Annotated in this window: 20 protein-coding genes, 1 tRNA gene and 1 pseudogene; 13 read left to right on the top strand and 9 right to left on the bottom strand. The window is 42.5% G+C overall.

Annotation, left to right across the window (positions count from 1 at the left end; all coding sequences use genetic code 11):
• Nucleotides 1–93 precede the first annotated feature (93 nt).
• Nucleotides 94–185, top strand: a tRNA-Asn gene (locus IEY42_RS08525).
• Nucleotides 186–594: 409 nt separating this feature from the next.
• The gene (locus IEY42_RS08520) at nt 595–1,746 is read left to right on the top strand and encodes a DcaP family trimeric outer membrane transporter (protein WP_188924862.1); all 1,152 of its coding nucleotides are present in this window, start codon (nt 595–597) and stop codon (nt 1,744–1,746) included.
• Nucleotides 1,747–1,811: 65 nt separating this feature from the next.
• Here the strand turns inward: IEY42_RS08520 and IEY42_RS08515 are convergent, their stop codons facing one another.
• Together IEY42_RS08515 and radD are read right to left on the bottom strand one after the other, a co-directional pair.
• Complete coding sequence (locus IEY42_RS08515; protein ID WP_188920318.1) at nt 1,812–2,072, bottom strand: GrxA family glutaredoxin; 261 nt, start codon at nt 2,070–2,072, stop codon at nt 1,812–1,814.
• Nucleotides 2,073–2,151: 79 nt separating this feature from the next.
• Nucleotides 2,152–3,879 (bottom strand): DNA repair helicase RadD, encoded by a 1,728-nt coding sequence (radD, locus tag IEY42_RS08510; protein WP_188924861.1) that lies wholly within the window; start codon nt 3,877–3,879, stop codon nt 2,152–2,154.
• Nucleotides 3,880–4,146: 267 nt separating this feature from the next.
• Here radD and IEY42_RS08505 point away from each other — a divergent pair, with 267 nt between their 5' ends.
• Nucleotides 4,147–4,542, top strand: a complete 396-nt coding sequence (locus tag IEY42_RS08505; RefSeq protein WP_188924860.1) for a hypothetical protein — start codon at nt 4,147–4,149, stop codon at nt 4,540–4,542.
• Between the two features lie 95 nt (nt 4,543–4,637).
• Here IEY42_RS08505 and acs read toward each other — a convergent pair whose 3' ends face one another.
• Nucleotides 4,638–6,590: an acetate--CoA ligase gene (gene acs, locus IEY42_RS08500; protein WP_188924859.1), complete on the bottom strand. Its 1,953-nt coding sequence runs from the start codon at nt 6,588–6,590 to the stop codon at nt 4,638–4,640.
• A 256-nt stretch (nt 6,591–6,846) separates the two neighbouring features.
• Between acs and IEY42_RS08495 the strand changes: the two genes are divergently transcribed.
• The gene (locus tag IEY42_RS08495) at nt 6,847–10,266 is read left to right on the top strand and encodes a hybrid sensor histidine kinase/response regulator (protein ID WP_188924858.1); all 3,420 of its coding nucleotides are present in this window, start codon (nt 6,847–6,849) and stop codon (nt 10,264–10,266) included.
• Between the two features lie 15 nt (nt 10,267–10,281).
• Nucleotides 10,282–10,881: a glutathione S-transferase family protein gene (locus tag IEY42_RS08490; protein ID WP_229779982.1), complete on the top strand. Its 600-nt coding sequence runs from the start codon at nt 10,282–10,284 to the stop codon at nt 10,879–10,881.
• 17 nt (nt 10,882–10,898) lie between these two features.
• Here IEY42_RS08490 and IEY42_RS08485 read toward each other — a convergent pair whose 3' ends face one another.
• On the bottom strand, nt 10,899–11,429 hold the full coding sequence (locus tag IEY42_RS08485; RefSeq protein ID WP_188924856.1) for an S-methyl thiohydantoin desulfurase domain-containing protein: 531 nt from the start codon (nt 11,427–11,429) through the stop codon (nt 10,899–10,901).
• A 3-nt stretch (nt 11,430–11,432) separates the two neighbouring features.
• Here IEY42_RS08485 and IEY42_RS22590 point away from each other — a divergent pair, with 3 nt between their 5' ends.
• The 3 genes from IEY42_RS22590 to IEY42_RS22585 are packed head-to-tail and all read left to right on the top strand — an operon-like array spanning nt 11,433 to nt 12,115.
• A complete protein-coding gene (locus IEY42_RS22590) occupies nt 11,433–11,558 on the top strand; it encodes a hypothetical protein (protein ID WP_268244265.1) in 126 nt (41 codons plus the stop codon).
• Between the two features lie 29 nt (nt 11,559–11,587).
• Entirely contained in the window at nt 11,588–11,977 is a 390-nt protein-coding gene (locus tag IEY42_RS08480) for a type 2 periplasmic-binding domain-containing protein (RefSeq protein WP_188924855.1), read from the top strand.
• A 3-nt stretch (nt 11,978–11,980) separates the two neighbouring features.
• Entirely contained in the window at nt 11,981–12,115 is a 135-nt protein-coding gene (locus IEY42_RS22585) for a hypothetical protein (protein WP_268244264.1), read from the top strand.
• Here the strand turns inward: IEY42_RS22585 and bioA are convergent.
• On the bottom strand, nt 12,112–13,446 hold the full coding sequence (bioA, locus tag IEY42_RS08475; RefSeq protein WP_188924854.1) for an adenosylmethionine--8-amino-7-oxononanoate transaminase: 1,335 nt from the start codon (nt 13,444–13,446) through the stop codon (nt 12,112–12,114). The genes IEY42_RS22585 and bioA overlap by 4 nt on opposite strands.
• A 114-nt stretch (nt 13,447–13,560) precedes the next feature.
• Here bioA and bioB point away from each other — a divergent pair, with 114 nt between their 5' ends.
• From bioB to bioD, 4 genes are read left to right on the top strand one after another with little or no spacing between them, the layout of a single operon-like run.
• Complete coding sequence (bioB, locus tag IEY42_RS08470) at nt 13,561–14,613, top strand: biotin synthase BioB (protein WP_188924853.1); 1,053 nt, start codon at nt 13,561–13,563, stop codon at nt 14,611–14,613.
• A 6-nt stretch (nt 14,614–14,619) separates the two neighbouring features.
• The gene (locus tag IEY42_RS08465) at nt 14,620–15,807 is read left to right on the top strand and encodes an aminotransferase class I/II-fold pyridoxal phosphate-dependent enzyme (RefSeq protein WP_188924852.1); all 1,188 of its coding nucleotides are present in this window, start codon (nt 14,620–14,622) and stop codon (nt 15,805–15,807) included.
• Between the two features lie 30 nt (nt 15,808–15,837).
• Nucleotides 15,838–16,596 (top strand): methyltransferase domain-containing protein, encoded by a 759-nt coding sequence (locus tag IEY42_RS08460; protein ID WP_229779980.1) that lies wholly within the window; start codon nt 15,838–15,840, stop codon nt 16,594–16,596.
• A gap of 7 nt (nt 16,597–16,603) precedes the next feature.
• Entirely contained in the window at nt 16,604–17,335 is a 732-nt protein-coding gene (gene bioD / locus IEY42_RS08455) for a dethiobiotin synthase (protein WP_373292808.1), read from the top strand.
• 353 nt (nt 17,336–17,688) lie between these two features.
• Here the strand turns inward: bioD and IEY42_RS08450 are convergent, their stop codons facing one another.
• The 3 genes from IEY42_RS08450 to IEY42_RS08440 all read right to left on the bottom strand — a co-directional run bounded on the left by IEY42_RS08450 (nt 17,689) and on the right by IEY42_RS08440 (nt 20,633).
• The gene (locus IEY42_RS08450; RefSeq protein ID WP_188924849.1) at nt 17,689–18,714 is read right to left on the bottom strand and encodes a GGDEF domain-containing protein; all 1,026 of its coding nucleotides are present in this window, start codon (nt 18,712–18,714) and stop codon (nt 17,689–17,691) included.
• A 133-nt stretch (nt 18,715–18,847) separates the two neighbouring features.
• The gene (locus tag IEY42_RS08445; protein ID WP_188924848.1) at nt 18,848–19,759 is read right to left on the bottom strand and encodes a DUF481 domain-containing protein; all 912 of its coding nucleotides are present in this window, start codon (nt 19,757–19,759) and stop codon (nt 18,848–18,850) included.
• A 445-nt stretch (nt 19,760–20,204) separates the two neighbouring features.
• The gene (locus IEY42_RS08440) at nt 20,205–20,633 is read right to left on the bottom strand and encodes a MaoP family protein (protein ID WP_188924847.1); all 429 of its coding nucleotides are present in this window, start codon (nt 20,631–20,633) and stop codon (nt 20,205–20,207) included.
• A gap of 108 nt (nt 20,634–20,741) precedes the next feature.
• Here IEY42_RS08440 and hdfR point away from each other — a divergent pair, with 108 nt between their 5' ends.
• Nucleotides 20,742–21,602 (top strand): HTH-type transcriptional regulator HdfR, encoded by an 861-nt coding sequence (gene hdfR / locus IEY42_RS08435; protein WP_188924846.1) that lies wholly within the window; start codon nt 20,742–20,744, stop codon nt 21,600–21,602.
• Nucleotides 21,603–21,647: 45 nt separating this feature from the next.
• Here hdfR and IEY42_RS08430 read toward each other — a convergent pair.
• Nucleotides 21,648–22,016, bottom strand: a pseudogene (locus IEY42_RS08430) (diacylglycerol kinase).
• Nucleotides 22,017–22,102 lie beyond the last annotated feature (86 nt).

The following is a 22,102-nucleotide window of genomic DNA, read 5'->3' as shown; positions in this document are numbered from 1 at the left end:
ACTAATTAATTCTATATTCAGTTTACTCATCTCCTATTAGGTTCTTGTCAGGTATATGATTCAACTGTGCATTGATGACTGCAAAACTAAGATGGGTCGTTAGCTCAGTCACTTTGGTTTAAATCAACGACTGCAGTTGGCTATTAACCCATTGGTCGAAGGTTCGAACCCTTCACGACCCACCATTTCTTGATTTCTCCTCTTCAATATCTACCTGATAGTTTAAAACTAATTAATTCTATACTCAGTTTACTCATCTCTTATTAGATTCTTGTCAGGTATCTGATTCAACTTTGCATTACCGACGGCAAAACAAAGATGGGCCGTTAGCTCAGTCACTTTGGTTTAAATCAACGACTGCAGTTGACTTTTAACCCATTGATCGAAATTTCGAATCCTTCACGACCCACCAATTTTTGATTTATTCCTCATTATTTACCTCAGTTTATCCATTACTGTTTACCTGCAATGTACAAACCAAGCATTAGCTTTTGCTTGTCTACTTTTGTCTCATAGACTTATTGCTAATGTTACTTGATTGTTAATTGTTCGATATTGCATAGGATTAGAAAAAAAATGATAAGGGAGAAAGCAATGAAACAAGCAAAACTGAGTTTATATGTTGCAGGTGCGATATTAGCAATGAGTGGGGGAGCTCAAGCTGCAACGGATATGACATTTGGTGGCTACATTAAAGCTGATGTTATGTTTAGTGATTATGGTAATGGCGCACCAGATTCGGGAGCGCTTTCAAGACAGTTTTATGTACCTGGTACTATTTATGGTACTGAAGGTAATGGTGAACAAGTTGTTGATTTTCAGGCAAGAGAATCTCGTTTTAACTTTAAAACTGTCACTGATTTAGATGGCCACACATTAACTGGGTTCATTGAGTTAGATTTTATGACTCATGCTGATGGTAATGAGCGTGTCTCAAATAGTTACTCACCACGTATTCGCCATGCTTTTGTAAGCTATGATGAATGGACCATAGGTCAAACATGGTCTACGTTTCAAAACCCTGGGGCATTACCTGAGAATTTAGATTTTGTTGGTGCACCAGAAGGCACGCCTTTTGTTAGACAATCTCAAATACGTTATAGCAGTGGCAATTGGCAATTCTCGATAGAAAACCCTGAAACCACGGTGACGCCTTATGGCGGTGGTTCACGGATCACCAGTGGTAGCGGTGTCGTACCTGATTTTGTTGGTCGTTATAACTTTAAGACCTCAAATGGCTCGTCGTTTTCGGCTGCGGCTATTGTACGACAGCTCAATGTTGAGCAAACCATTGGTGGTACTGCTTATGACACCTCTGAGATGGGCTACGGCGCCAGTTTTGCGGGTGTAATCCCTGTCGGTAATGATGATTTTAAATTTACCGCGACTTATGGTGAAGGCCTGGGGCGTTATATGGCATTAAATTATGCCAATGCGGGTGTGATTGATGCTAACGGCGATATTGAAGCGATTAAATCATTTGGCGGCTTTGTGTCATATCGTCATTGGTGGACAGAGCAGTGGCGTTCAAGTGTGACTTTCTCTGGGTTTTCAGCTGACAACGATGTTGCGTTGACGGGGGAAGCGGTGAACAAGTCTGCTTATTCAGCTTACGTTAATTTATTGTACTCACCATCAAAGCCACTTACGTTTGGTGTTGAATTTATGCATGCATTAAATGAGCTTGAAAATGGTTTTGAAGGCGATTTAAATCGCGTGATTTTTTCAGCCAAATATGTACTGTAGTTTACTGTAGTAAAACAAAAGGCAACCATCTGGTTGCCTTTTTTGTGAGCATCAAATTTAGCAAGTTACTTTAATAAATTGTTTTGACGAACATAAGCTTCAAATTCAGTACAACCACCTATTGGCTGCTCATCAATAAAGATTTGTGGCACAGTTTCTACGGTTTTACCCACACTCTTAGAAAGGTCAGCTTTAGTAATCCCTTCTGCGTGAATATCAATATACTTAAATTTAAAATCTTCGCTTTGAGCGGCTAATTTTTCAGACAGTTCAACAGCGCGAACGCAAAATGGGCAAGCTGGGCGGCCAAAAATAACTACAAACATGGTGACTCCTGTTTAATGATATGGGCAATTTATACCATATGCGCTTTTTTTTTCATAATGCATCGCAATTAATTTTGTTTTAACTCATATCGATTTTATATTTGCCTTGATAATCAAAAAATGAATCAACTAAATCCCAACGGTGTTTGTTTTTCTTTAACAGCAATAAATCGGGCTGCCTAAAGCGGGCTACATCGGCTAAGACATCGTTGGCTCGGTTATATTGTGGATGTAATAAACCTGGCGTGCGAGTGTGACTTAACACAAACACTGCATAAAATGCTCTTCGTTGAGCCGGTGTAGAAAATTGGAAAGTTTGCTTGAAGTCGTTACCTTCAATGTCAAGGTATTGAACGACTAGCTTTTCATCTTGGCAAAGTAACAACATTTCTTGGCATTTAAATAAGTGATGATGCTGGGAATTTAATACTTGTTTAAGATGTTTATCAGGATCGATTAAGGTCGACTGACAGGTTTGGCAGATACGCGCGGCTATATCATTTTCAGCGCCGCAGTCAGGGCACGACTTTGAGCGAAATCGAAAATCACATTGCTTAGTGTCATCAATCAATCCTTGGCAGCGTCGACCAAAGTGTTCAATGATGTCGCCATCAGCGTCAACAAGTCCCCAAAAGGTGTTGGCGAATTGGCAAACAGGGCAGTGCACTTGCACAGGAACTGACTTACTGTTTGGTTTGGCCTGGCCAACTTCAGGGTAAAATAAGTCGTAACCATTGGCGGCATAGTCGATCACTAAGCAATCGGTTTTGTTGGGGGCGAGCCGCAAACCCCGGCCAATCATTTGTTGAAATAGGCTGACAGATGCTGTTGGCCGTAATATCGCGATTAAATCGACATGAGGTGCATCAAAGCCTGTGGTTAATACTGCAACGTTGACAATAAATTTAAGTTGCTTTGTTTTAAAATGGTCAATAATTTCATCACGTTCAACATGGTGCGTTTGTGCGGTAATCAATGCGGCATCATCATCCATTAATGTCATTATTTCATTGGCATGGCGGACGGTAGCCGCAAAGATGAGCACACCTTGCCGATGTTGAGCAAGCTGTTTTACTTGTTTAATAATGGCTGTGGTCGCGCGGCCTTGATGATGAAGTAAGTTGTCAACTTCAGCTTGCGAATATTCATCACTTTGCGGTGTCGCTAGGTTGTTAAAGTCATATTGCGCACTCAGTCCATCAAAAATAGTGGGTTGAGTTAAATAGCCTTTTTTGATTAATGGCCGCATGGGTAACTCGAAAATGCATTTGTCGAATATGGGTTTATCTGTATTACCCACTTTTCCGTGATAATGATGGCGATATATCCAGCCTAACCCCAGCCGATAAGGCGTGGCGGTGAGTCCTAATAGTTTTATTTGTGGGTTCTTAGTGCGTAAATGGGTCAGTAGTTGTTGATACTGACTGGTTGACTCAGTACTGACGCGATGACATTCATCAATGATGACCAGTGAAAATGCTTGGTCAAATTGGTTGAGTGCGCGAGAAGCGGATTGAACACTGGCGACAACGGTTTTACCATTGGCTTTTTTTTGCTTAAGCCCAGCAGAATAAATACTGGCTTCTTGGGTTAACAATCCGACTTTTTCGGCATTTTGTGCCACTAACTCTTTGACATGGGTAAGTACTAAGACATTACCATTGGCGATCCTTGCAAGCTCTGCAATCACAATGCTTTTGCCTGCACCAGTAGGAAGTACAAGCACTGCTGACTGTTGGCTGAGTTTAAAATGCGTTACTGCGGCGTCTACGGCTTGTTGTTGGTAGTCGCGAAGATTAATGAGCATACAATTGGCCGTTGGAGTTTAATGTTTTCAATGGGGTTCTGAGTTTGGTTGACTGGGTAAATTCAGTCACATTTATTGATAGGGGCTTACCACTATCTAATTAATTTAAAGCCGTATCATTTATAGTTAATCGCAAGCTAAACACTGTTTTTTATTTTGACTTAGTGTAGATTTAATCTCAAGAATAGTGGGTTGAAATTTGTTTTAGCTAAGGCAGGTTAACCATTAAAAATAGAATAAAAAAACGTAATCTTAGGAGTATCATCCATGAAGTATTTATCATTACTTGCCTTGTTTATTGTCAGTCATTTTGCCATGGCGGAACAAGGATTGGTAGTCGGGTTTTCAATTGAAGAATATGTTACTGACTCACAAGATACGACCTCATCAACGTCTAATATCCTAATGGGGTTAAATGAAACGGTCTCCATTGAGGTCGAAGGTGATTATGTTGTGACGATGACGTCAAAGCAGCTACAGGCTGAAAATATTCAACTCACAGTGAGTTTGAGTGATTTGTCTAACGGCGCACCTAATGTTGTCGACAAAGACAGAACGCTAAAATTAGCTGTTGGTCAGACAACCCGTTATAAATTAGCCCAAGCAGAACATGTTTATCAGGTGAGTATCGATACCGTCTATGATGAGCTGCCTGCTCACTAGCACAATTAAGACAAAAAAAAGCCCCTCAATGAGGGGCCGAAAGAGAAATTGGTCAGGATTTCTCGTGGGTGGATAGAACACTAACTTAAATAACGTTACTCCGTTTTATTTAAACGGGTTTCTATTAAGGTGTCGATTACCGCTGGATCTGCTAGCGTTGAAGAATCCCCTAAGTTGGTCACTTCATTGGCAGCAATTTTACGCAAGAAACGACGCATAATTTTACCCGAACGTGTTTTAGGTAACCCGCTAGCCCATTGGATCAGATCTGGTGTCGCTAACGCGCCAATTTCTTTACGTACCCATTGGCGTAATTCTAGGCGTAACTCTTCAGTGGGTTCTGTTCCACGAGTTAAGGTCACATAAGCATAAATGCCTTGTCCTTTAATATCATGAGGGTAACCCACTACAGCCGCTTCAGCGACGAGATCATGCGACACTAACGCACTTTCTACTTCTGCAGTGCCTAAACGGTGGCCTGATACGTTAATCACATCGTCGACTCGACCTGTAATCCAGTAATAACCATCTTCATCACGACGGGCACCGTCACCGGTAAAGTACATACCACGGAACGTTTTAAAGTAGGTTAGGGCAAACCTGTCATGGTCGCCGTATACCGTTCGCATTTGGCCTGGCCAAGAGTCAAGAATCACCAGATTACCTTCTGTGGCGCCGTCAACGATATTGCCCATGTTGTCAACTAATGCAGGTTGTACGCCAAAAAATGGACGGGTAGCAGAACCGGGTTTAGTGTCTGTTGCGCCCGGTAATGGACTAATGAGAATACCGCCGGTTTCGGTTTGCCACCAGGTATCTACAATCGGGCAGTTTTCATGACCGATCACTTCATGGTACCAACGCCAAGCTTCAGGATTAATGGGTTCACCCACTGAGCCCATAATGCGCAGTGAGTCGCCTTTATAGCTGCTAAACTGCTCTTTACCTTCAGCCATTAATGCGCGGATTAATGTTGGCGCAGTATAAAGAATATTGACATTATGACGGTCAATCATTTCGCCAAGACGCGCAGGCGACGGATGATTTGGCACTCCTTCATGTATTAATACCGTAGCAGCGTTAGCAAATGGGCCATACACCATGTACGAGTGGCCGGTAATCCAACCAACGTCAGCAGTACACCAGTAAACTTCATCGGCTTTATAATCAAACACATATTCATGTGTCATCGAGGCGTAAACCATGTATCCGCCAGTGGTATGCAACACGCCTTTAGGGTTACCGGTTGAGCCTGAGGTATAGAGTAAAAATAATGGGTCTTCGGCGTTCATTTCAACGGGTTGGCAATACTCAGAAGCGACTTCCATTAATGAATGCCACCACACATCACGGCCTTCAACCCAATCAATATCCCCACCGGTACGTTTTAATACAATGACTTTTTCAACCGAGGTGACATCAGGGGTGGCAATCGCTTCATCAACACTGCGTTTTAACGGAATTTTACGGCCACCACGTACGCCTTCATCTGAGGTAATCAGTACTTTAGATTTACCATCAATAACTCTTGCTGCAATTGAATCTGGCGAGAAACCACCAAATACCACAGAGTGAACGGCACCAATTCGGGCACAAGCAAGCATCGCTACAGCAGCTTCTGGCACCATAGGCATGTAAATTGTGACGATATCGCCCTTGCCAACACCTTGACCGCGTAATGCATTGGCAAATTTACAAACGTCAGCGTGTAATTCTGCATAAGTGATTTTGCGCTGTTCATTGGCGTCATCACCTTCCCAAATGATGGCCAGTTTATCGCCGTGCTGTTCTAAATGACGGTCTAAACAGTTTGCTGAAGCATTTAATGTGCCGTCATAAAACCAGTTGATTGATAAATTGTGATCATCAAATGAGGTTTTTTTAATTTTGGTGTAAGGTTTAATCCAATCGATACGTTTGCCGTGTTCTCTCCAAAAACCTTCTGGATTAACAATGGACTCTTGGTACATTTTCTTATATTGATCGTTATTAACCAGTGCGTTGTCTGCGATGTCACTAGGAACTTTGTAAAGAGACTGCGAGCTCATAGGGGCTTCCCTTTCTAAAAAATGGCGTGGCTAAAGTATCATCTGCAACCGACTGTCAAAACTATTAGACCTTGGTCTAGTTTTAAAATATCCTTAATATTTAGTCTGTTGCACGTGTTAGGATGCGTAAAAAGTACTGCTGATAACAAGCAAAATCTCAAATTTAGCTAGGGTCGATTGTTTTATGTTCAACCTGCTTTGTTGGAGTAAGAATAAAATTGACTGTAAATAACAATAAAATGATAGCGGATGTCTGATGAATTTAACTCTTATTGTGGCCGTAATTGCGGTGTGCTATGTGTCACTTCTGTTTATTTTGGCATGGGGCGCAGAGCGCTGGTTTAGTAAAATTAGCCAAAAACTGCAAGTGTGGATTTACGGCTTAAGTTTGGCGGTGTATTGCTCATCATGGAGCTTTTTGGGGACGGTTGGACAATCTGCTACTGATTTATGGTCTTTTTTACCTATTTTTGTTGGCCCTATTTTAGTGTTTACCCTTGGTTTTGGTATGTTGCGTAAAATGGTGGTGGTATCTAAAGCCCAAAATATTACCTCGGTGGCTGACTTTATTGCAGCCCGTTATGGCAAGTCACAATTATTAGCCGCAATTGTTACCCTTATTGCACTTTTTGGCATCATGCCGTACATCGCGCTGCAATTAAAAGCGATGGTGTTTAGCCTTAATCTATTTCAGCCCGACGACAACCCGTTAAGCCCCGTTGCTGTGCCGCTGTTAATCACTATGTTATTGGCCGTGTTTGCCATTTTATTTGGTACTCGAAAACTCGATGCCACAGAACATAACCCCGGAATGATGGTCGCCATTGCGTTTGAGTCTTTGGTTAAATTAGCCGCCTTTATTGTTGTTGGGGTTGTGATTAGCTTTGGTTTTTTTGATGGATTTGGCGATATTTGGCAGCAAGCCTCAGCGAAAGGGGTAATAGAAAATAGCCACTTGCGTTTGGAATCATTTTTACCTGAATTATTTGTCGGTATGGCGGCATTTTTATGTATGCCAAGGCAGTTTCACGTCATGGTGGTGGAGTGCGGCGGCGAGCATATATTAAAAAAATCACGTTGGATTTTCCCTATTTACTTGGCTTTATTCGGCATGTTTGTCGCCCCTTTAGCGTTGGCCGGTAAAGTGTTACTGGGCGACTCTGTTACCGCGGATACCTATGTCATCAACTTACCACTAGCACTTGACCAACCCTTTCTAGCCGTGATTGCTTTACTGGGCACTTTGTCTGCAGCCACAGGTATGGTGATTGTTGCAGTAGTCACCATCAGCGTAATGGTGAGTAACGAATGGCTCGTGCCGTTTTTGTTGCGCACAGGACAAATTAAAGAAAAGAACTTTAGCCAGTTTTCACAGTTATTACTTAATGTACGACGTTTAGCGATTGTGGTGATTTTAGGTTTTGGCTATTTAAGTTATTTAACCTTGGCAGACAGCGATTCATTATCGCAACTGGGTATGTTGTCGTTTGGTGCGTTTTCACAATTGGCGCCGGCATTGGTGGGTGGATTGTATTGGAAACACGGTAATCGTACTGGGGTTTATCTGGGCCTTGCCGTAGGCTTTAGCTTGTGGTGTTTTATTTTACTTCAAGGGGTTGGAGCAAGGTTAATTGGCGGTGAGTTTGATTTGCTTAACTCGATTACGCCTAATGTCAGTGACACGTTAGTCGCGTTACTGGCAAATGTAATGTGTTACGTATTGGGGTCTATTTGGTTTAGGGCAGGGGTTGCTGAGCGGATTCAGGCAAGTCACTTTGTTAAACCCTGGTCATTAAAGCAAGACACCAATAAACGCCAGGGGCCCATTTCACAACAAGATTTATTGATCCTTGCGAGTCGATTTGTCAGCCCGACTCGTGCGTATGAAAGTTTTAGTCGTTTTTCACCCGAGGCGGTAAAAAGTGACAGTTGGTATAAGGCTGCGCCAGAAGAGCTCATCGCCCACACTGAGCATATGTTGTCTGGTGTACTTGGTGCCTCCAGTGCATCATTAGTGATGGACTCGGTACTGCAAGGCCGTGATTTAGCGCTCGATGAAGTGTTCAGTTTGGTTGATGAAGCCTCATCCAAAATCATTTTAAGTCAGGACATGTTGCGCGGCGCCATTGAACATGCTTATGAAGGGATGAGCGTGGTCGATAAAGACCTTAATTTAGTTGCATGGAATTATCGTTATGCCGATTTATATCAATACCCAGAAGGCTTTTTGCAGCATGGTATGCCAATTGCTGATGTAGTGCGCTTTAATGCATCGCGTGGATTTTGTGGCTCTGGTGATATAGAGCAAAAAGTGGCCATTAGGGTGCAGCATATGCGCAATGGCACGCCGCATACTTCAGAGCGAGAGCGTCGTGACGGTAAAGTGATTAAAATCCAGGGTAACCCAATGCCTGATGGCGGTTTTGTGATGACCTTTACTGATATCACTCAATATCGTTTACAAGAAAAAGCCTTACTTGAAGCCAACGAAACCCTAGAAAGTCGAGTGCAAGAGCGTACTTATGAATTGGCGATGCTCAACAGCGAGTTACTTGAAGCCAAGTCACAAGAGGAGCTGGCTAATGCCTCTAAAACCCGATTTCTTGCTGCAGTCGGCCATGATTTAATGCAGCCACTCAATGCCGCAAGGTTATTTACCGCGTCATTATCACAATACCCAAATTTAGATTTAGAAGCGCGCACCACGTTAACCCACGTGAATAGCTCATTAAAAATTGCCGGTGAGCTGCTTACCGATTTGTTGGATATTTCTAAACTTGACTCAGGCATGGTGGATGTTAATCGCCGCGATTTTTCAATTTCTGAGGTGATTAATGGATTGGCCATTGAGTTTGATGCAATGGCAGGTGATAACCAAATATCATTTGCGATGGTGTCATGCTCAGTAACGGTAAATTCTGATCCGTCTTTACTGAGGCGTATATTGCAAAACTTTTTAACCAATGCGTATCGTTATGCCCGTGGTGGCAGGGTGTTATTAGGTTGTCGTCACCGTGGTGAGTTTATTGAGATTCAAGTGCTCGATACTGGCTGCGGTATCGATGAGCACGAAACCCAAGAGATTTTTAAAGAGTTTAAACGCTTAAATCACCCCAGTAGCCGCAATGTAAGTGGTTTAGGTCTTGGATTGGCGATTGCAGATAGAATAAGTAAAGTCCTCGATCATCCTATTCAAGTGCAGTCTGTGTTAGGCCAAGGCTCTATGTTTTCTATCATGGTGCCTTTAGGGCAAACCGTTAGCCAAGTAGTGACTAAACCTATCCCTTCGCTAATGCAGCCTCTTGCTGGCGTTAAGGTGTTATGCATAGACAACGAAGAAGCTATTTTAGCAGGGCTTGATTCACTTTTAAGCCGTTGGCAATGTGAAGTTATTTGTGCAACCGATATCGCAGATGCACGCATTAAGTTGGGGCTTAAGGGCGTTGCGCCAGACATTATTTTGGCAGATTATCATTTAGATGATGATAAAAATGGCGTTGATGCCATGGATGATATTCGTTCTCGCTATGGTGCACATGTGCCCGGGATTTTAATTACCGCTAACACCAATAAAGATCTTGTTGATGATATTGAACGACGCGGTTATCACTATATGGCCAAAATGGTTAAGCCAGCGGCGTTGCGTGCCCTGATTTCGAGTTTAATTAAAAAATAATCTGAGGTGTACATGATCACAGCATACGGCGATAGCGTCTCTGGCAACTGCTACAAAGTGCAACTGGTGTTACATATGCTCAATATTGAGAATCAATGGCAAGAGATGAGTATTGCTAATGGAGATACACAGGCTGCGGTTTATTTAGCTAAAAACCCAACAGGTAAAATACCGCTAATTGAATTTGATGATGGCAGAGTATTAACTGAGTCAAACGCGATTATGGGTTATTTGGCGGCAAGTTCTATGCTGATCCCAACTGATGAATTTTGCAAAGCAAAAATGTATCAATGGTTGTTCTTTGAACAATACAGTCATGAACCTTATATTGCCGTTGCCCGTTATATTCAACTGTATTTAGGCTTACCAGATGACCGTTTAGCCGAGTATCACTCGTTACATGCTAAAGGCTATAAGGCGCTCAGCGTCATGGAGGCTACACTTTCACAGCAGCCATTTCTGTGTGGTGAGCAATTTTCCTTAGCGGATATTGCGCTTTATGCTTATACCCATGTGGCACATCAAGGTGGTTTTGATTTAGTAGAATATCCGCACATCAGAGGTTGGTTAACCCGCATTGCACAAATACCAGGATTTGTAGCAATGCAGGCTTAATGCTTAAACAGTGTTGCTTAGGCGTTTTGTTTACCAAGTTTGGCAAAATGTTTTGCTACAGAAGGCTCGTACGGCGTTGATAAGCCAACATAAGCTGGGTCAAATGCTTGTAAGCCACGTTCGGTAACAAACTCTTTTGGCGCCGGTAAAATCACAATAGCGACATTCAACCCAACATGATGGTTTGGGGTTGTGATTGCCATTTGGTTGTCCATATCAATACAACAAATCAAGTCTGGGATAGTGACGTCAACCTCGCCATTGCGACGTGCTAAAAGGTGCTCATTTTTGATTTCTAATTGATATTGCTCTTGCTGGTACTCACCGCTTCCATTAATGGTCACAGTACCAATGGTAAGGCCTTTTTCAGTGCTAAATTGTGATTGTGAAACCTGACCTCTAAATGCAACATAACCCTCGCCGTGGCTTGCAATGGCCTCAGCAATGTCTTCGCCTTGCTCTTTTGCCAGGCGGTAAGCTTTACCAATGGCCAAAGACTTAGAAATAGTGCCTTTAATCACCGCAACTTTTAAGTCATTATTTACCAAGTCGTGCAGCTAGAGACGGAATTACTGCCAAGTGTGATGCCTAATGCGCCATTAACCCCGTTAACATTGCATATTGCCACCAATGTCGATTCTCTGGCGACCTGGCTTATTCCGGCGATTGCCCTTTAATTAAAAAGCATCTATTAGAAGTCAATTTATTGATTGAAGATGAGGAACGCACCCTCGACCGACTCAAAGATGGTCAGTCACTTGGAGCCATTGCGGTATACGATGTGGCGATAAAAGGGGGCCTGTTAACACGATTAGGCAAGATTAATTATATTGTTGTTGCGACGCCAGAGTTTGTTGAACGTTACTTTTGTGATGGGATAAATACGCAAACATTAATGCGAGTGCCAGGGATAGCCTTTGATCATAAAGACAATATGCACACCCGTTTTATTGAGCAACACTTTGGTTTAGAAGAAGGCCAATACCCACTGCACGCCGTGCGCTCATCAGAAGCCTTCATTGATATGACTAAACACGGCGCTGCTTATTGTTTAGCGTCACAATTACAAGTTAGCAATGAGCTCGCCAATGGCTAATTAGTGCAGATCCTGCCTGATAAAGTCATTGAAGAGACACTGTATTGGCACCATTGGATTTTACTCAAGGGAATTTATAAAGAAGTCTCTGACGCGATCATATCCCATGCCCAGCAAGTATTGGCTGAGTTTGATTAGCCGTGGCTAATAAATTGCTGTTTGTTGCCGCTATCTGCAATACTGCCTGCAACGCTTACCATTGCTGAGGTGAGTTGCGTCAGTTGCGCAGCACTAATCGTGTAAGGCGGCATAATATAAATGTATTTATTAAACGGCCTTACCCAGACCCCAAGGTCAACAAACGCTTGTTGTAATTGTGCGGTATTGACGCTGCTCACCATTTCAATCACCCCAACGGCGCCTAATACACGTACATCTTGTACTTGGGCTAAATCAGTGGCACTGGCGAGCTCTTGTTTAAGTTGGGCTTCAATGGCGCTGACTTGTTGTTGCCAGTCACCTTGAAGCAATAAATCTAAACTGGCAGTGGCAGCCGCGCAGGCTAATGGATTGCCCATAAACGTCGGGCCGTGCATAAACACGCCTGCTGGTGAGTCACTAATGCCGCTGGCTACTTCATCACTGCACAGGGTTGCGGCTAAACTAATGTAACCGCCAGTAAGCGCCTTACCTACACATAAAATATCCGCTTCAATGTTAGCGTGCTCATAAGCAAAGCATGTTCCGGTGCGGCCAAAGCCGGTGGCAATTTCATCTAAAATCAGCAGTACATGATAATGGTCGCACAGTTGGCGAAGTTTGCTTAAATAAGCCGGCGAGTAAAAACGCATTGCGCCTGCACCTTGCATAATCGGTTCGATAATCACCGCGGCAATGTCTTGATGATGTTGGCTAAATGCATGCTCTAAGGTATTACTATCGGTTTGATTGAGTGGCTCATTAAATTTCGATGTTGGCGCGGGGATAAACACTTGTTTAGTGACATTATTACCAAACATGGTGTGCATGCCGCCGTCTGGGTCGCACACACTCATGGCGGCAAAAGTATCGCCATGATAACCACTTTTAACCGTCATAATTCGCTGTTTTTGCGGTTTATTGCGACCTTGCCAATATTGCAGCGCCATCTTTAGGGACACTTCAACGGCAATAGAGCCTGAGTCGGCCAAAAATACTTTGGTTAAATTAGCGCTGGTCATTTGCACTAGGCGTTTTGACACTTCAATAGCTGGCTGGTGGGTAATGCCGCCAAACATCACATGGCTTAGGCTTAAAAGTTGCTGTTGCATGGCCGCTAAAATGGTCGGATGACTATAACCATGGACACATGACCACCATGAACTGGTGCCATCAATTAATACTTCGCCACTGTCTAACGTCAACTCGCAACCTTGAGCAGAAACCACACCATACACAGGCAGGGCCTGGGTCATAGAGGTATAAGGATGCCAAATATGTTGCTGATCAAAAGTATAATCGATTGTGGTATTTGTGTTTGAAAGTGTCATAATTATAGGTGCTCGCTTTTTGACCGCTTGTAAAGGGCGAAGTGTTCGCTGCGTTGACAGTTTACGGGCTCAGGGTATCCTAGCCAACAGAAAATCAAAATAAAGGAAAGATCCATGTCGTTAGCTGAAGTTCGTCACGATTGGCAAAAAGCAGAAATCGAAGCATTGTTTGCATTGCCGATGAATGATTTATTGTTTAAAGCCCACAGTATTCATCGTGAAACGTTTGATCCTAACGAAGTGCAGATCAGTCGTCTTTTATCGATTAAAACCGGTGCATGCCCTGAGGATTGTAAATACTGTCCTCAAAGCGCGCGGTATGACACCGGGCTTGAGAAAGAACGTCTACTTGAAATTGAAAAAGTATTAACAGAGGCTAAAAGTGCTAAAGCCGCAGGTGCATCACGGTTTTGTATGGGTGCAGCCTGGCGTAACCCGCGCGACAAAGACATGCCGTATTTAACCCAAATGGTTAAAGATGTGCGTGCCTTAGGCATGGAAACTTGCATGACCTTAGGTATGTTGTCATCTGAACAAGCCGACCAACTTGCCGATGCGGGTTTAGACTATTACAACCACAACCTCGATACCTCTCCAGAATACTATGGCGATGTGATTACCACGCGAACCTACCAAAGCCGCTTAGATACCTTATCGAATGTACGCGCCTCAGGCATGAAAGTGTGTTCTGGTGGTATTGTCGGTATGGGAGAACAAGCCACTGACCGCGCCGGTTTACTGCAACAGTTAGCCAATTTAGAGCATCATCCAGATTCAGTGCCTATCAATATGTTAGTGAAAGTTGCAGGTACACCGTTTGAAAAGTTAGATGATCTTGACCCACTTGAATTTGTGCGCACCATTGCGGTAGCACGTATTTTGATGCCTAAGTCGCGGGTACGTTTATCTGCTGGGCGTGAAAACATGAGCGATGAATTACAATCAATGTGTTTCTTTGCCGGTGCCAATTCGATTTTTTACGGCTGTAAGTTATTGACTACGCCAAACCCAGAAGAAAACGATGACATGACGTTGTTCCGTCGTTTGGGTTTACACCCAGAGCAGGGGCCACAAGCCAATATTGAATCTGACAGTGCATTACTTGCTCAGGCCAGTGCTAAGCAAGATAAGTCTACCAAGCAATTTTATGATGCAGCTGCACTGTAATTAGCCATGGCAAAATCAGACCTGTCAGTAAAGGATAACCATCCACTCGCTCAGCGGATCAATAATACGCTTGCGCAATTACACACGACGGGCCTTTTACGTCAAAGGCGAGTTAACGGGCTTGTTTCGCAAACCAAGATGATTGATTTTAGCCATAATGATTATCTTGGCTTATCTCAAGAACCCGCGTTAGCTCAGGCCCTTTATCAAGGGGCGCAGCAATATGGCGTAGGCAGTAGGGCATCGCCGTTAGTCAGTGGTTACAGTGTTGCCCATCAACAGCTTGAACAACGTTTATGTGAGCTAACGGGTCACCAGGCGTGCATGTTATTTAGCTCAGGTTTTAGCGCCAATAGCGCCTTGATGAAAACACTATTTAATGCTGATGACACAGTGATTGCAGACAAATTAGTGCATGCATCTGTGATTGATGGTTTGAAAGACAGCCAATGTAAAATTAGCCGTTTTTTACATAATGATCTTAGTAGCGCCGCGAGGGCGATTGAGCGCAACCCAGGCTGCGCTGTAGTGACTGAAAGCGTTTTTAGCATGGACGGTGATACTGCGCCAATCACTGAACTTTCGCATTTATGTCGCGAGCATCATTGCTGGTTGATTGTTGATGATGCTCACGGCTTTGGTGTGTTACCGAATGACTTAGTTAATGCAGGCAAAGTCGATATTCAAGTGGTCACCTTTGGCAAAGCATTAGGTTGCCAGGGAGCGGCGATTTTAGCCTCTCAAGATGTCATTGATTATCTGGTGGCGACAACGCGGGAATATATCTACTCAACGGCGTTATCTCCTGCTAATGCTCATTTAGCATTAGCGGCGATTAATTGGCAATATTCGCATCCGCGATTGTTAACCCAACTGTTGGCCAATATCGCACTATTTAGGCAGGTCGCTACACAACATCAATTACCGTTAACTGAATCGTTAACGGCTATCCAACCGATTATGGTTGGTGATAATCAACGTGTGATTGCTATTGCTAAACAGTTAACTCAGCAAGGTTTTTTGGTGGGGGCAATACGTTCGCCTACTGTGCCTAAGGGGCAAGCGCGATTACGGATCACCCTCAATGCTCAGCACCAGGCTGACGATATTCGCGCCTTGGTTGCTGCACTCGCATCGCTGATGAATCACATTGATGCAGACACAAACACATCAGCACCTTTACAGACATTGTAACGATATTAATTTGGATCAATGAGCAACCTCATGACGTTAGATAATCCACTGGCCAATAAGTTTTCAACCGCGGCAAGCCAATACAAACAGCATGATGTATTGCAACGCTTAAGTGCGCAAAAATTGTTACAGCAAGCAAATTTAACCGGTACGTTATTGGATGTGGGTGCTGGGCCTGGTACTGATTTTGGCGCATTTAATTCCATTAATCAGATTGTTGCAGTCGATATTGCCCATGGGATGCTCACTGAGTTAACCCAACAATTTACAGACTATTTGCCTTTGTGTAGTGATGCCCAAGCCTTGGGGTTACAAACAGCGTCTGTTGACAGCATTTATTCTAATTTGGCATTACAGTGGTGCCCCAAATTGCCTCAAGCGTTTTGTGAGTTTCAGCGCGTGTTACGCCCAAATGGTGAGTGTCATTTGAGTATTGTGGCAGATGGCAGTTTAGCGGAGTTAACAACCTTAGGTTTTCATGTCAATCAATTCAATTCCGTTTCGACATTAAAACAAGCATTTATGTCATCTCAAATTCAGGGCGATACATGGCAAAGTATTGATATTAAACTTGAAAGTATTCAAGTCTATTTTGATGATTTACGTAGCCTGTTGTATTCCATTAAAGGGGTTGGGGCATCATTTGCTCAGCATCAACATAACCCGACCAGACCAGTGTTAAAAAAGCAGCAATGGCAACAACGAGTTGAATTAGCCAACACGCTGCGTACAGAAAAAGGCATTCCTTTAACGTATCAAATCGCGTTTATCCGCGCTAAAAGGGGCTAACAGTATGTTGTATTTTGTCACCGGAACCGACACCGATAGCGGTAAAACCTTAATCTCCGCCGCATTGTTAGCAAAAGCAACGGGGCATAAATGCGGGTTTAAACCCATTGCTTCAGGTTGTGACGTGACCGAAGATGGCTTGCGCAATAGTGATGCGCTGATGTTAATGGCGCAATCTAATATGGGGCTCGCTTATCAAGAGATTAACCCAATCAGTTTTGAGCCCGCAATTGCGCCTCATATAGCCGCATCGCAGGTCAATACCGCGTTAAGTGCGCAAGGCGTGTTTGATTCAATGCTCAATCCGGCAATGGTCAATGCCGACTTTGCTTTGATTGAAGGGGCTGGTGGCTGGCGTTTACCGTTAGGTAATGGCGAGTACCTATCTGATACGGTTAAATTATTACAGACTACGCTTCAACAAGAGACATCCACTTATGGCAATAGTGTTCAATTAACTCATGCTGTAACGAAAAACACGACACTTGAAGTCATTCTGGTGGTGGGGATGAAACTTGGCTGCTTAAATCATGCGTTGTTAACGCAAGAAGCGCTACTAGCCGATGGGGTGAGTATTGCAGGTTGGGTAGCAAATCAGGTGGATGCCGACATGGCGTTTATTGACGACAACTTGCAAAGTTTGCAGCAGATGATGCAAGCGCCATTATTAGGTTATGTGCCACACCTTGCTAATCCGAGCGCCGAAAATGCAGCAAGATATCTGCAATTACCTCAATAATGAATAAATTAATAAAAAGCTCAGCGCTGTTTTCATCATAATGATTGATTATACCCAATCAACTTGAAGCTCCGTGTTTCAGAGCTTCACCGTGTTTTCAATACTAGGCGGTAATGCGGTAATGTAGGTACCTTATAAGTTAACGTAACAACGTAGTGGAATCTCGGTGAGACTCCCAAAGGGCAAGTTTTACACGCGTTTATGCTGCGTTATTTATTTTGGAAAGGGAATAACCATTACCCGCAATCAATGCCTTGTCTAAACGCGTGTAAATTCTTGCTGAAATCGTGCATCTTCAGGTTGTTTGGGTATACAACGCTGAGCTTTTTAGCGTTCAATAAGACCTTTATCGTTTAACTTGAGATTGGCATGACACGATTACGGCCAAGGCGTTTTGCCTCATACAATAACTTGTCAGTCGCTTCAATTAATTGACCCACATTTTGTTTGGGTTTCCACTCTGCGACACCAAATGAAGCCGTAATCGAGTCAATCACTTTGTCGCTACGACGGTCTTTCACACTGAGTTTTTCCAGTGCTCTACGGATCCCTTCTGCTAGCTGTCTTGCTACTCTCAGTTGGCTACTTGGCACAATAATCGCAAACTCTTCACCACCGAAACGATACAGCTTAATTCCATCGCGACACGCTTCCTGGATTCTTTTTGCAACCGTTTTTAAGACTAAGTCTCCCAGTTGATGACCAAAGGTATCGTTAAAGTTTTTAAAGTGATCTATATCGATGATAATCAAGCATGTGCCTGTTGGCGATAAATCAATTTGTGCTTCAATATCGTGATTAAATGCGCGTCGATTCAATACATTGGTTAAGGCATCAAATAGCATGTCTTTTTCAGATTCAGCTAATCGTGTTTTTAATGTGTCAATTTCAGATTGAGCTTTTTGCAATTGCTCAGTAAAGCTTTCTGTACTTGAACGAATGCTAGAGGACTCTTTTACAATACTTCTAACAACACCAATAACTTGCTCAAGCGAAAACCCTTTGGTTTCCAAATCACTTAATTTTTTAAAGTCTTTGTCTATTTGAGTTTGAAATGTTTCAGTGTCTAAATTGGTGTCTCTGAGAGATTGTGACAATTCACATACCATGGCATCCAAATTTTTACGCATGTCACGTACATCAAGTTCAACAGGATCGGCCACATGTTTTCGATATAACAATTCACTGGTAACAGGAGAGCATGTTTGATTTTGTTTTATTGCGGTATCGAGTTCTTGATTTAATAATGGGTTTTGCTCGCCAACGTATGCATACCAAAGCGCGTAATTGGTTGGTGTAGTTGGGATTTTATACTTGAGCATTAACGGAACCGCTCTTTTTAGATTAGCAGCAGCGGTTTGCAATAACGTGTTAGACATTAAGTGCCTCGTGAGCAGGGCTATGAACAGACATTAAAGTGATGGGGTATAATAAAGCGTATAGTAGGACATTATCATTTAACGGATCACAAAAAAAGCATCCTAGATGCTTATTAGTGCTAAAGCTGGATGCTTAGAACGCGTAAGAGACCGCAAACATAGGGCCTGTGAAACTGTAGGTAATATTGTAATCAAAGGTTCTTAATTCGGTGTCGTTAAGTTTACGTTTTTTTTCAATGGTAATGTCGACATCATAATAATTATAAGCAAACTTTAGTGACCAATTTTCACAAAATTTAGCTTGTACCCCCAAACGTACGTCAAGCAATGAACCGTCTACATCATCATATTCAATGGCAAAATATTGTGTATGGGCATAAAGCTCCCACCCAGAATATAACTCATAGGTAGCATACATCCCAATATTGGGAAGTGGGGCGGTAAAGCTGTCATCAACGATCTCAGGAGTGTCTATAACATTATTGCATAAGCTGGTTAAGTCGGTGCCAGGAATACATGTACCAATCGTGCCTTTAAATGAGGTTTCGATGAACATGGTGTGTAATCCAACAGAAAACCCTACAGAATAATTGGTTCCTTGCCATACATCATAGCCATAGCCAATCCGTAAAATATCGATGTTTAATTCGGTATTTAATTTGGCTCCTACCTCTATGAGATAGTCTTTGCCATCAATATCTTCAAGAATAAAATCTTGGCTGATGGAGTTGTTATCCGCTTGGCGATCTAACGATTTCCAATCAAGGTATAGATTATGGCGTTGGTTAAAGGCGTATTTGAATTCAAAATAAGGTAAGTATTGTTCTTCTGCGAGTAAAAACTCATCTTCAAAATCAATGGGGAAGGTGCCACCGTTTTTAGGGTTGGTGACAATAATGTTTGAATCGGAGTTAGCATAAAATACACCTATATCGAAGGTGTATGTATCGATTTGTGTTGATGCATGGTTATTGTGGTCACTGGCTGCATATGCAGTCGGAGTAAAAAACACCAAAATAACAAAATAAAAAAAAGGTCTAATCATTGAAACTCCGCATTTAATTTTTGTATCACAAGATATGCGTCTTCATATGATGCTGCTACCGTGTTTGAGACTGAATGTATCTATTTGCAACGATAGCCAAGGCGTAGGCCATCAAATTGTGTTGTCATAAACATCAAGCAAAATAAACATGGTAATCTGTTCAGCCAATATACTAGCACTTTGTAACCAAATGTGAAGTAATTGTGTCTAGATATTGCGTTAAATCATAGTTTGTCACAATAGTTTGACCTTAACGGCTTAAAAGTAACTTTTTGCGACTAAACTCAGGAGTAGTGAGGGTGACAGGGTATTGACGGATTGAGTTTTATAGACGATTTTATGACAAAAACAAAAAAGTAGAGCTAAAAGCACTCTACTTTTTAATATGGAATGTTAATTTTATGTTGCCGCTGGTAAACGGTTGTTTTAGACAATGAAACTCGATTTATTCAGATTCGTCGTTGTCGACTGAATCGTCCTCAACATCGTCAAATTCAATTTCAACCTTTGGACTTGTCGGGGTATGGATAGTCCCGACTACAGCATAAAAGGGTTTACCTTTGGCTAGGCGACAATATTTAACCCATAACAACTCCAACGGCGTTGATGGTGTCATTTTTCCTTGTAAAACCTGTACAAATTGGTCTTCATCTACATTACAAGGCAGCTGAGTACCGTCAGCTAAATTTTTCATTGCTTGACCGTGTTGTTCAAGCAGGTCGGCTTCCTTACTAGTAAAATCACCGCAGCGCTTAAATCCTTTTGGGAAATTAGCGTCATCATAGAAGCGTTTAGTAGAGCGGAAACTGTCGCTTGATCCATTGGCGTGAGCTTCAATAGCTTGTTTCGCATTAACAAATGATTGCTGAGACATGGCTAATACCTTCTAGATTATGAGATATAAAGATTTTCAACTGGAGTATTGGCTAGTATTATCATTTTTTAAATCAAAATATTTTGCCCTTAATGGTGAACAATTTTTATGGATACGGATTTATTAAAAACTTTTTTAGAAGTCTCCCGTACGCGCCACTTTGGCAAAGCGGCAGAAAATCTCTATCTCACCCGTAGCGCGGTTAGTTTTCGCATAAAGCAGCTAGAAGGTATTTTGGGCGTTGAGCTATTTGAAAGGTTACGCAACAATATTCAACCTACTCCCGCAGGTGAAAGGATGTTAGGTCATGCTGAGGCAGTACTGAATGCGTGGGAGAGGGCAAAACAAGATATTACTTTAAATCAACAGCACAGTACTCAGTTGACTATTACAGCAGGTCACAACATTTGGGATGCGTATTTACAACCTTATCTACAGCCGCTGCATTTAGGGCTTGATGGCGTGTCATTAAGGACCGAAGTCTTATCTGAGTCTGTGATGACCAGGCAATTGATTGAACGCAGTTTAGATATTGCTATTACCTTTGATCCGCCAAAACTAGACGAAATTGAGTTAGTTAAATTGGCGCAAATTAGGTTGTTTTTAGTCAGCAAGCAAAAAGGGCTTAACATAGAACAAGCATCAAACCAGGCTTACATTAAAGTCGATTGGGGCACGGCGTTTAACATTACCCATGCCCAAGCATTTACCATGTTGCCTGTGCCAATATTGCATACTAGTTCAGCAAGAATGGCGTTGGATTTTTTGCTCAATAATGGGGGATGTGCTTTTTTACCTGAAGTATTGATTGAAGAATACATTGCTAATGGCACATTACATTATGTCGACAATGCAGGGGTAATCACGCGTAATGTGTATGGCGCATATTGGGCCGAGAATGAGAGGCTTGCCAATGTAGAACAAGCCATAGCCATTTTATCAGCAGGATTTGCCAACGCCGTTGATTAACACCTTGTGGCAGTGTGGACGAAAATGGCAATTAAATCGCATTCATCACCAGCGGCACCAGCACAGTTCTCTAAGTGATTGCAAACAGTAATAGGCTAGTAAATCATACTGCCGCAGGGCGATGTCTTTAGCTTGGCCACTTAACGGGTTTATTTTAACGCCTACTCGGTCAATGACAGCCTCAATTGCGGAGTTGATCAGTTCAACGATTAACACAATCATCAATGTCATGACCATTAATAACCGTTCTGTCGTGCCGACATTCATCAGTAATGCAATGGGCAACATTAACAAGGCTAAAACGGCTTCTTGTCTAAATGCCGCTTCATTTTTTTAGGCGGTTTTTAAGCCTTTTATTGAGAACCCGGTGGCTCGGATCACGCGTTTAAGACCATGATTATTTATTGGTTTCATGAAAATTATTTATCTGTATTAATGACAAGCTGATCGTAACATTCACCTTTTGACTTGAAGTTATTTTATACCATTGCGCGTTAGTA

It is taken from the genome of Shewanella algicola (assembly GCF_014648035.1).
Taxonomy (GTDB): domain Bacteria; phylum Pseudomonadota; class Gammaproteobacteria; order Enterobacterales; family Shewanellaceae; genus Shewanella; species Shewanella algicola.
This window is presented reverse-complemented; position numbering and strand designations above follow the sequence as displayed.

Excerpts from the sequence above, each read along its gene's own strand:
- hdfR (WP_188924846.1), top strand. The coding sequence starts at position 20,742 with ATGGATACGGATTTATTAAAAACTTTTTTAGAAGTCTCCCGTACGCGC.
- bioA (WP_188924854.1), bottom strand. The coding sequence starts at position 13,446 with ATGACACTTTCAAACACAAATACCACAATCGATTATACTTTTGATCAG.
- bioB (WP_188924853.1), top strand. The coding sequence starts at position 13,561 with ATGTCGTTAGCTGAAGTTCGTCACGATTGGCAAAAAGCAGAAATCGAA.
- IEY42_RS08460 (WP_229779980.1), top strand. The coding sequence starts at position 15,838 with ATGACGTTAGATAATCCACTGGCCAATAAGTTTTCAACCGCGGCAAGC.
- IEY42_RS08440 (WP_188924847.1), bottom strand. The coding sequence starts at position 20,633 with ATGTCTCAGCAATCATTTGTTAATGCGAAACAAGCTATTGAAGCTCAC.
- IEY42_RS08505 (WP_188924860.1), top strand. The coding sequence starts at position 4,147 with ATGAAGTATTTATCATTACTTGCCTTGTTTATTGTCAGTCATTTTGCC.
- IEY42_RS08445 (WP_188924848.1), bottom strand. The coding sequence starts at position 19,759 with ATGATTAGACCTTTTTTTTATTTTGTTATTTTGGTGTTTTTTACTCCG.
- acs (WP_188924859.1), bottom strand. The coding sequence starts at position 6,590 with ATGAGCTCGCAGTCTCTTTACAAAGTTCCTAGTGACATCGCAGACAAC.
- IEY42_RS08520 (WP_188924862.1), top strand. The coding sequence starts at position 595 with ATGAAACAAGCAAAACTGAGTTTATATGTTGCAGGTGCGATATTAGCA.
- IEY42_RS08495 (WP_188924858.1), top strand. The coding sequence starts at position 6,847 with ATGAATTTAACTCTTATTGTGGCCGTAATTGCGGTGTGCTATGTGTCA.
- radD (WP_188924861.1), bottom strand. The coding sequence starts at position 3,879 with ATGCTCATTAATCTTCGCGACTACCAACAACAAGCCGTAGACGCCGCA.
- IEY42_RS08515 (WP_188920318.1), bottom strand. The coding sequence starts at position 2,072 with ATGTTTGTAGTTATTTTTGGCCGCCCAGCTTGCCCATTTTGCGTTCGC.
- IEY42_RS08450 (WP_188924849.1), bottom strand. The coding sequence starts at position 18,714 with ATGTCTAACACGTTATTGCAAACCGCTGCTGCTAATCTAAAAAGAGCG.
- IEY42_RS08465 (WP_188924852.1), top strand. The coding sequence starts at position 14,620 with ATGGCAAAATCAGACCTGTCAGTAAAGGATAACCATCCACTCGCTCAG.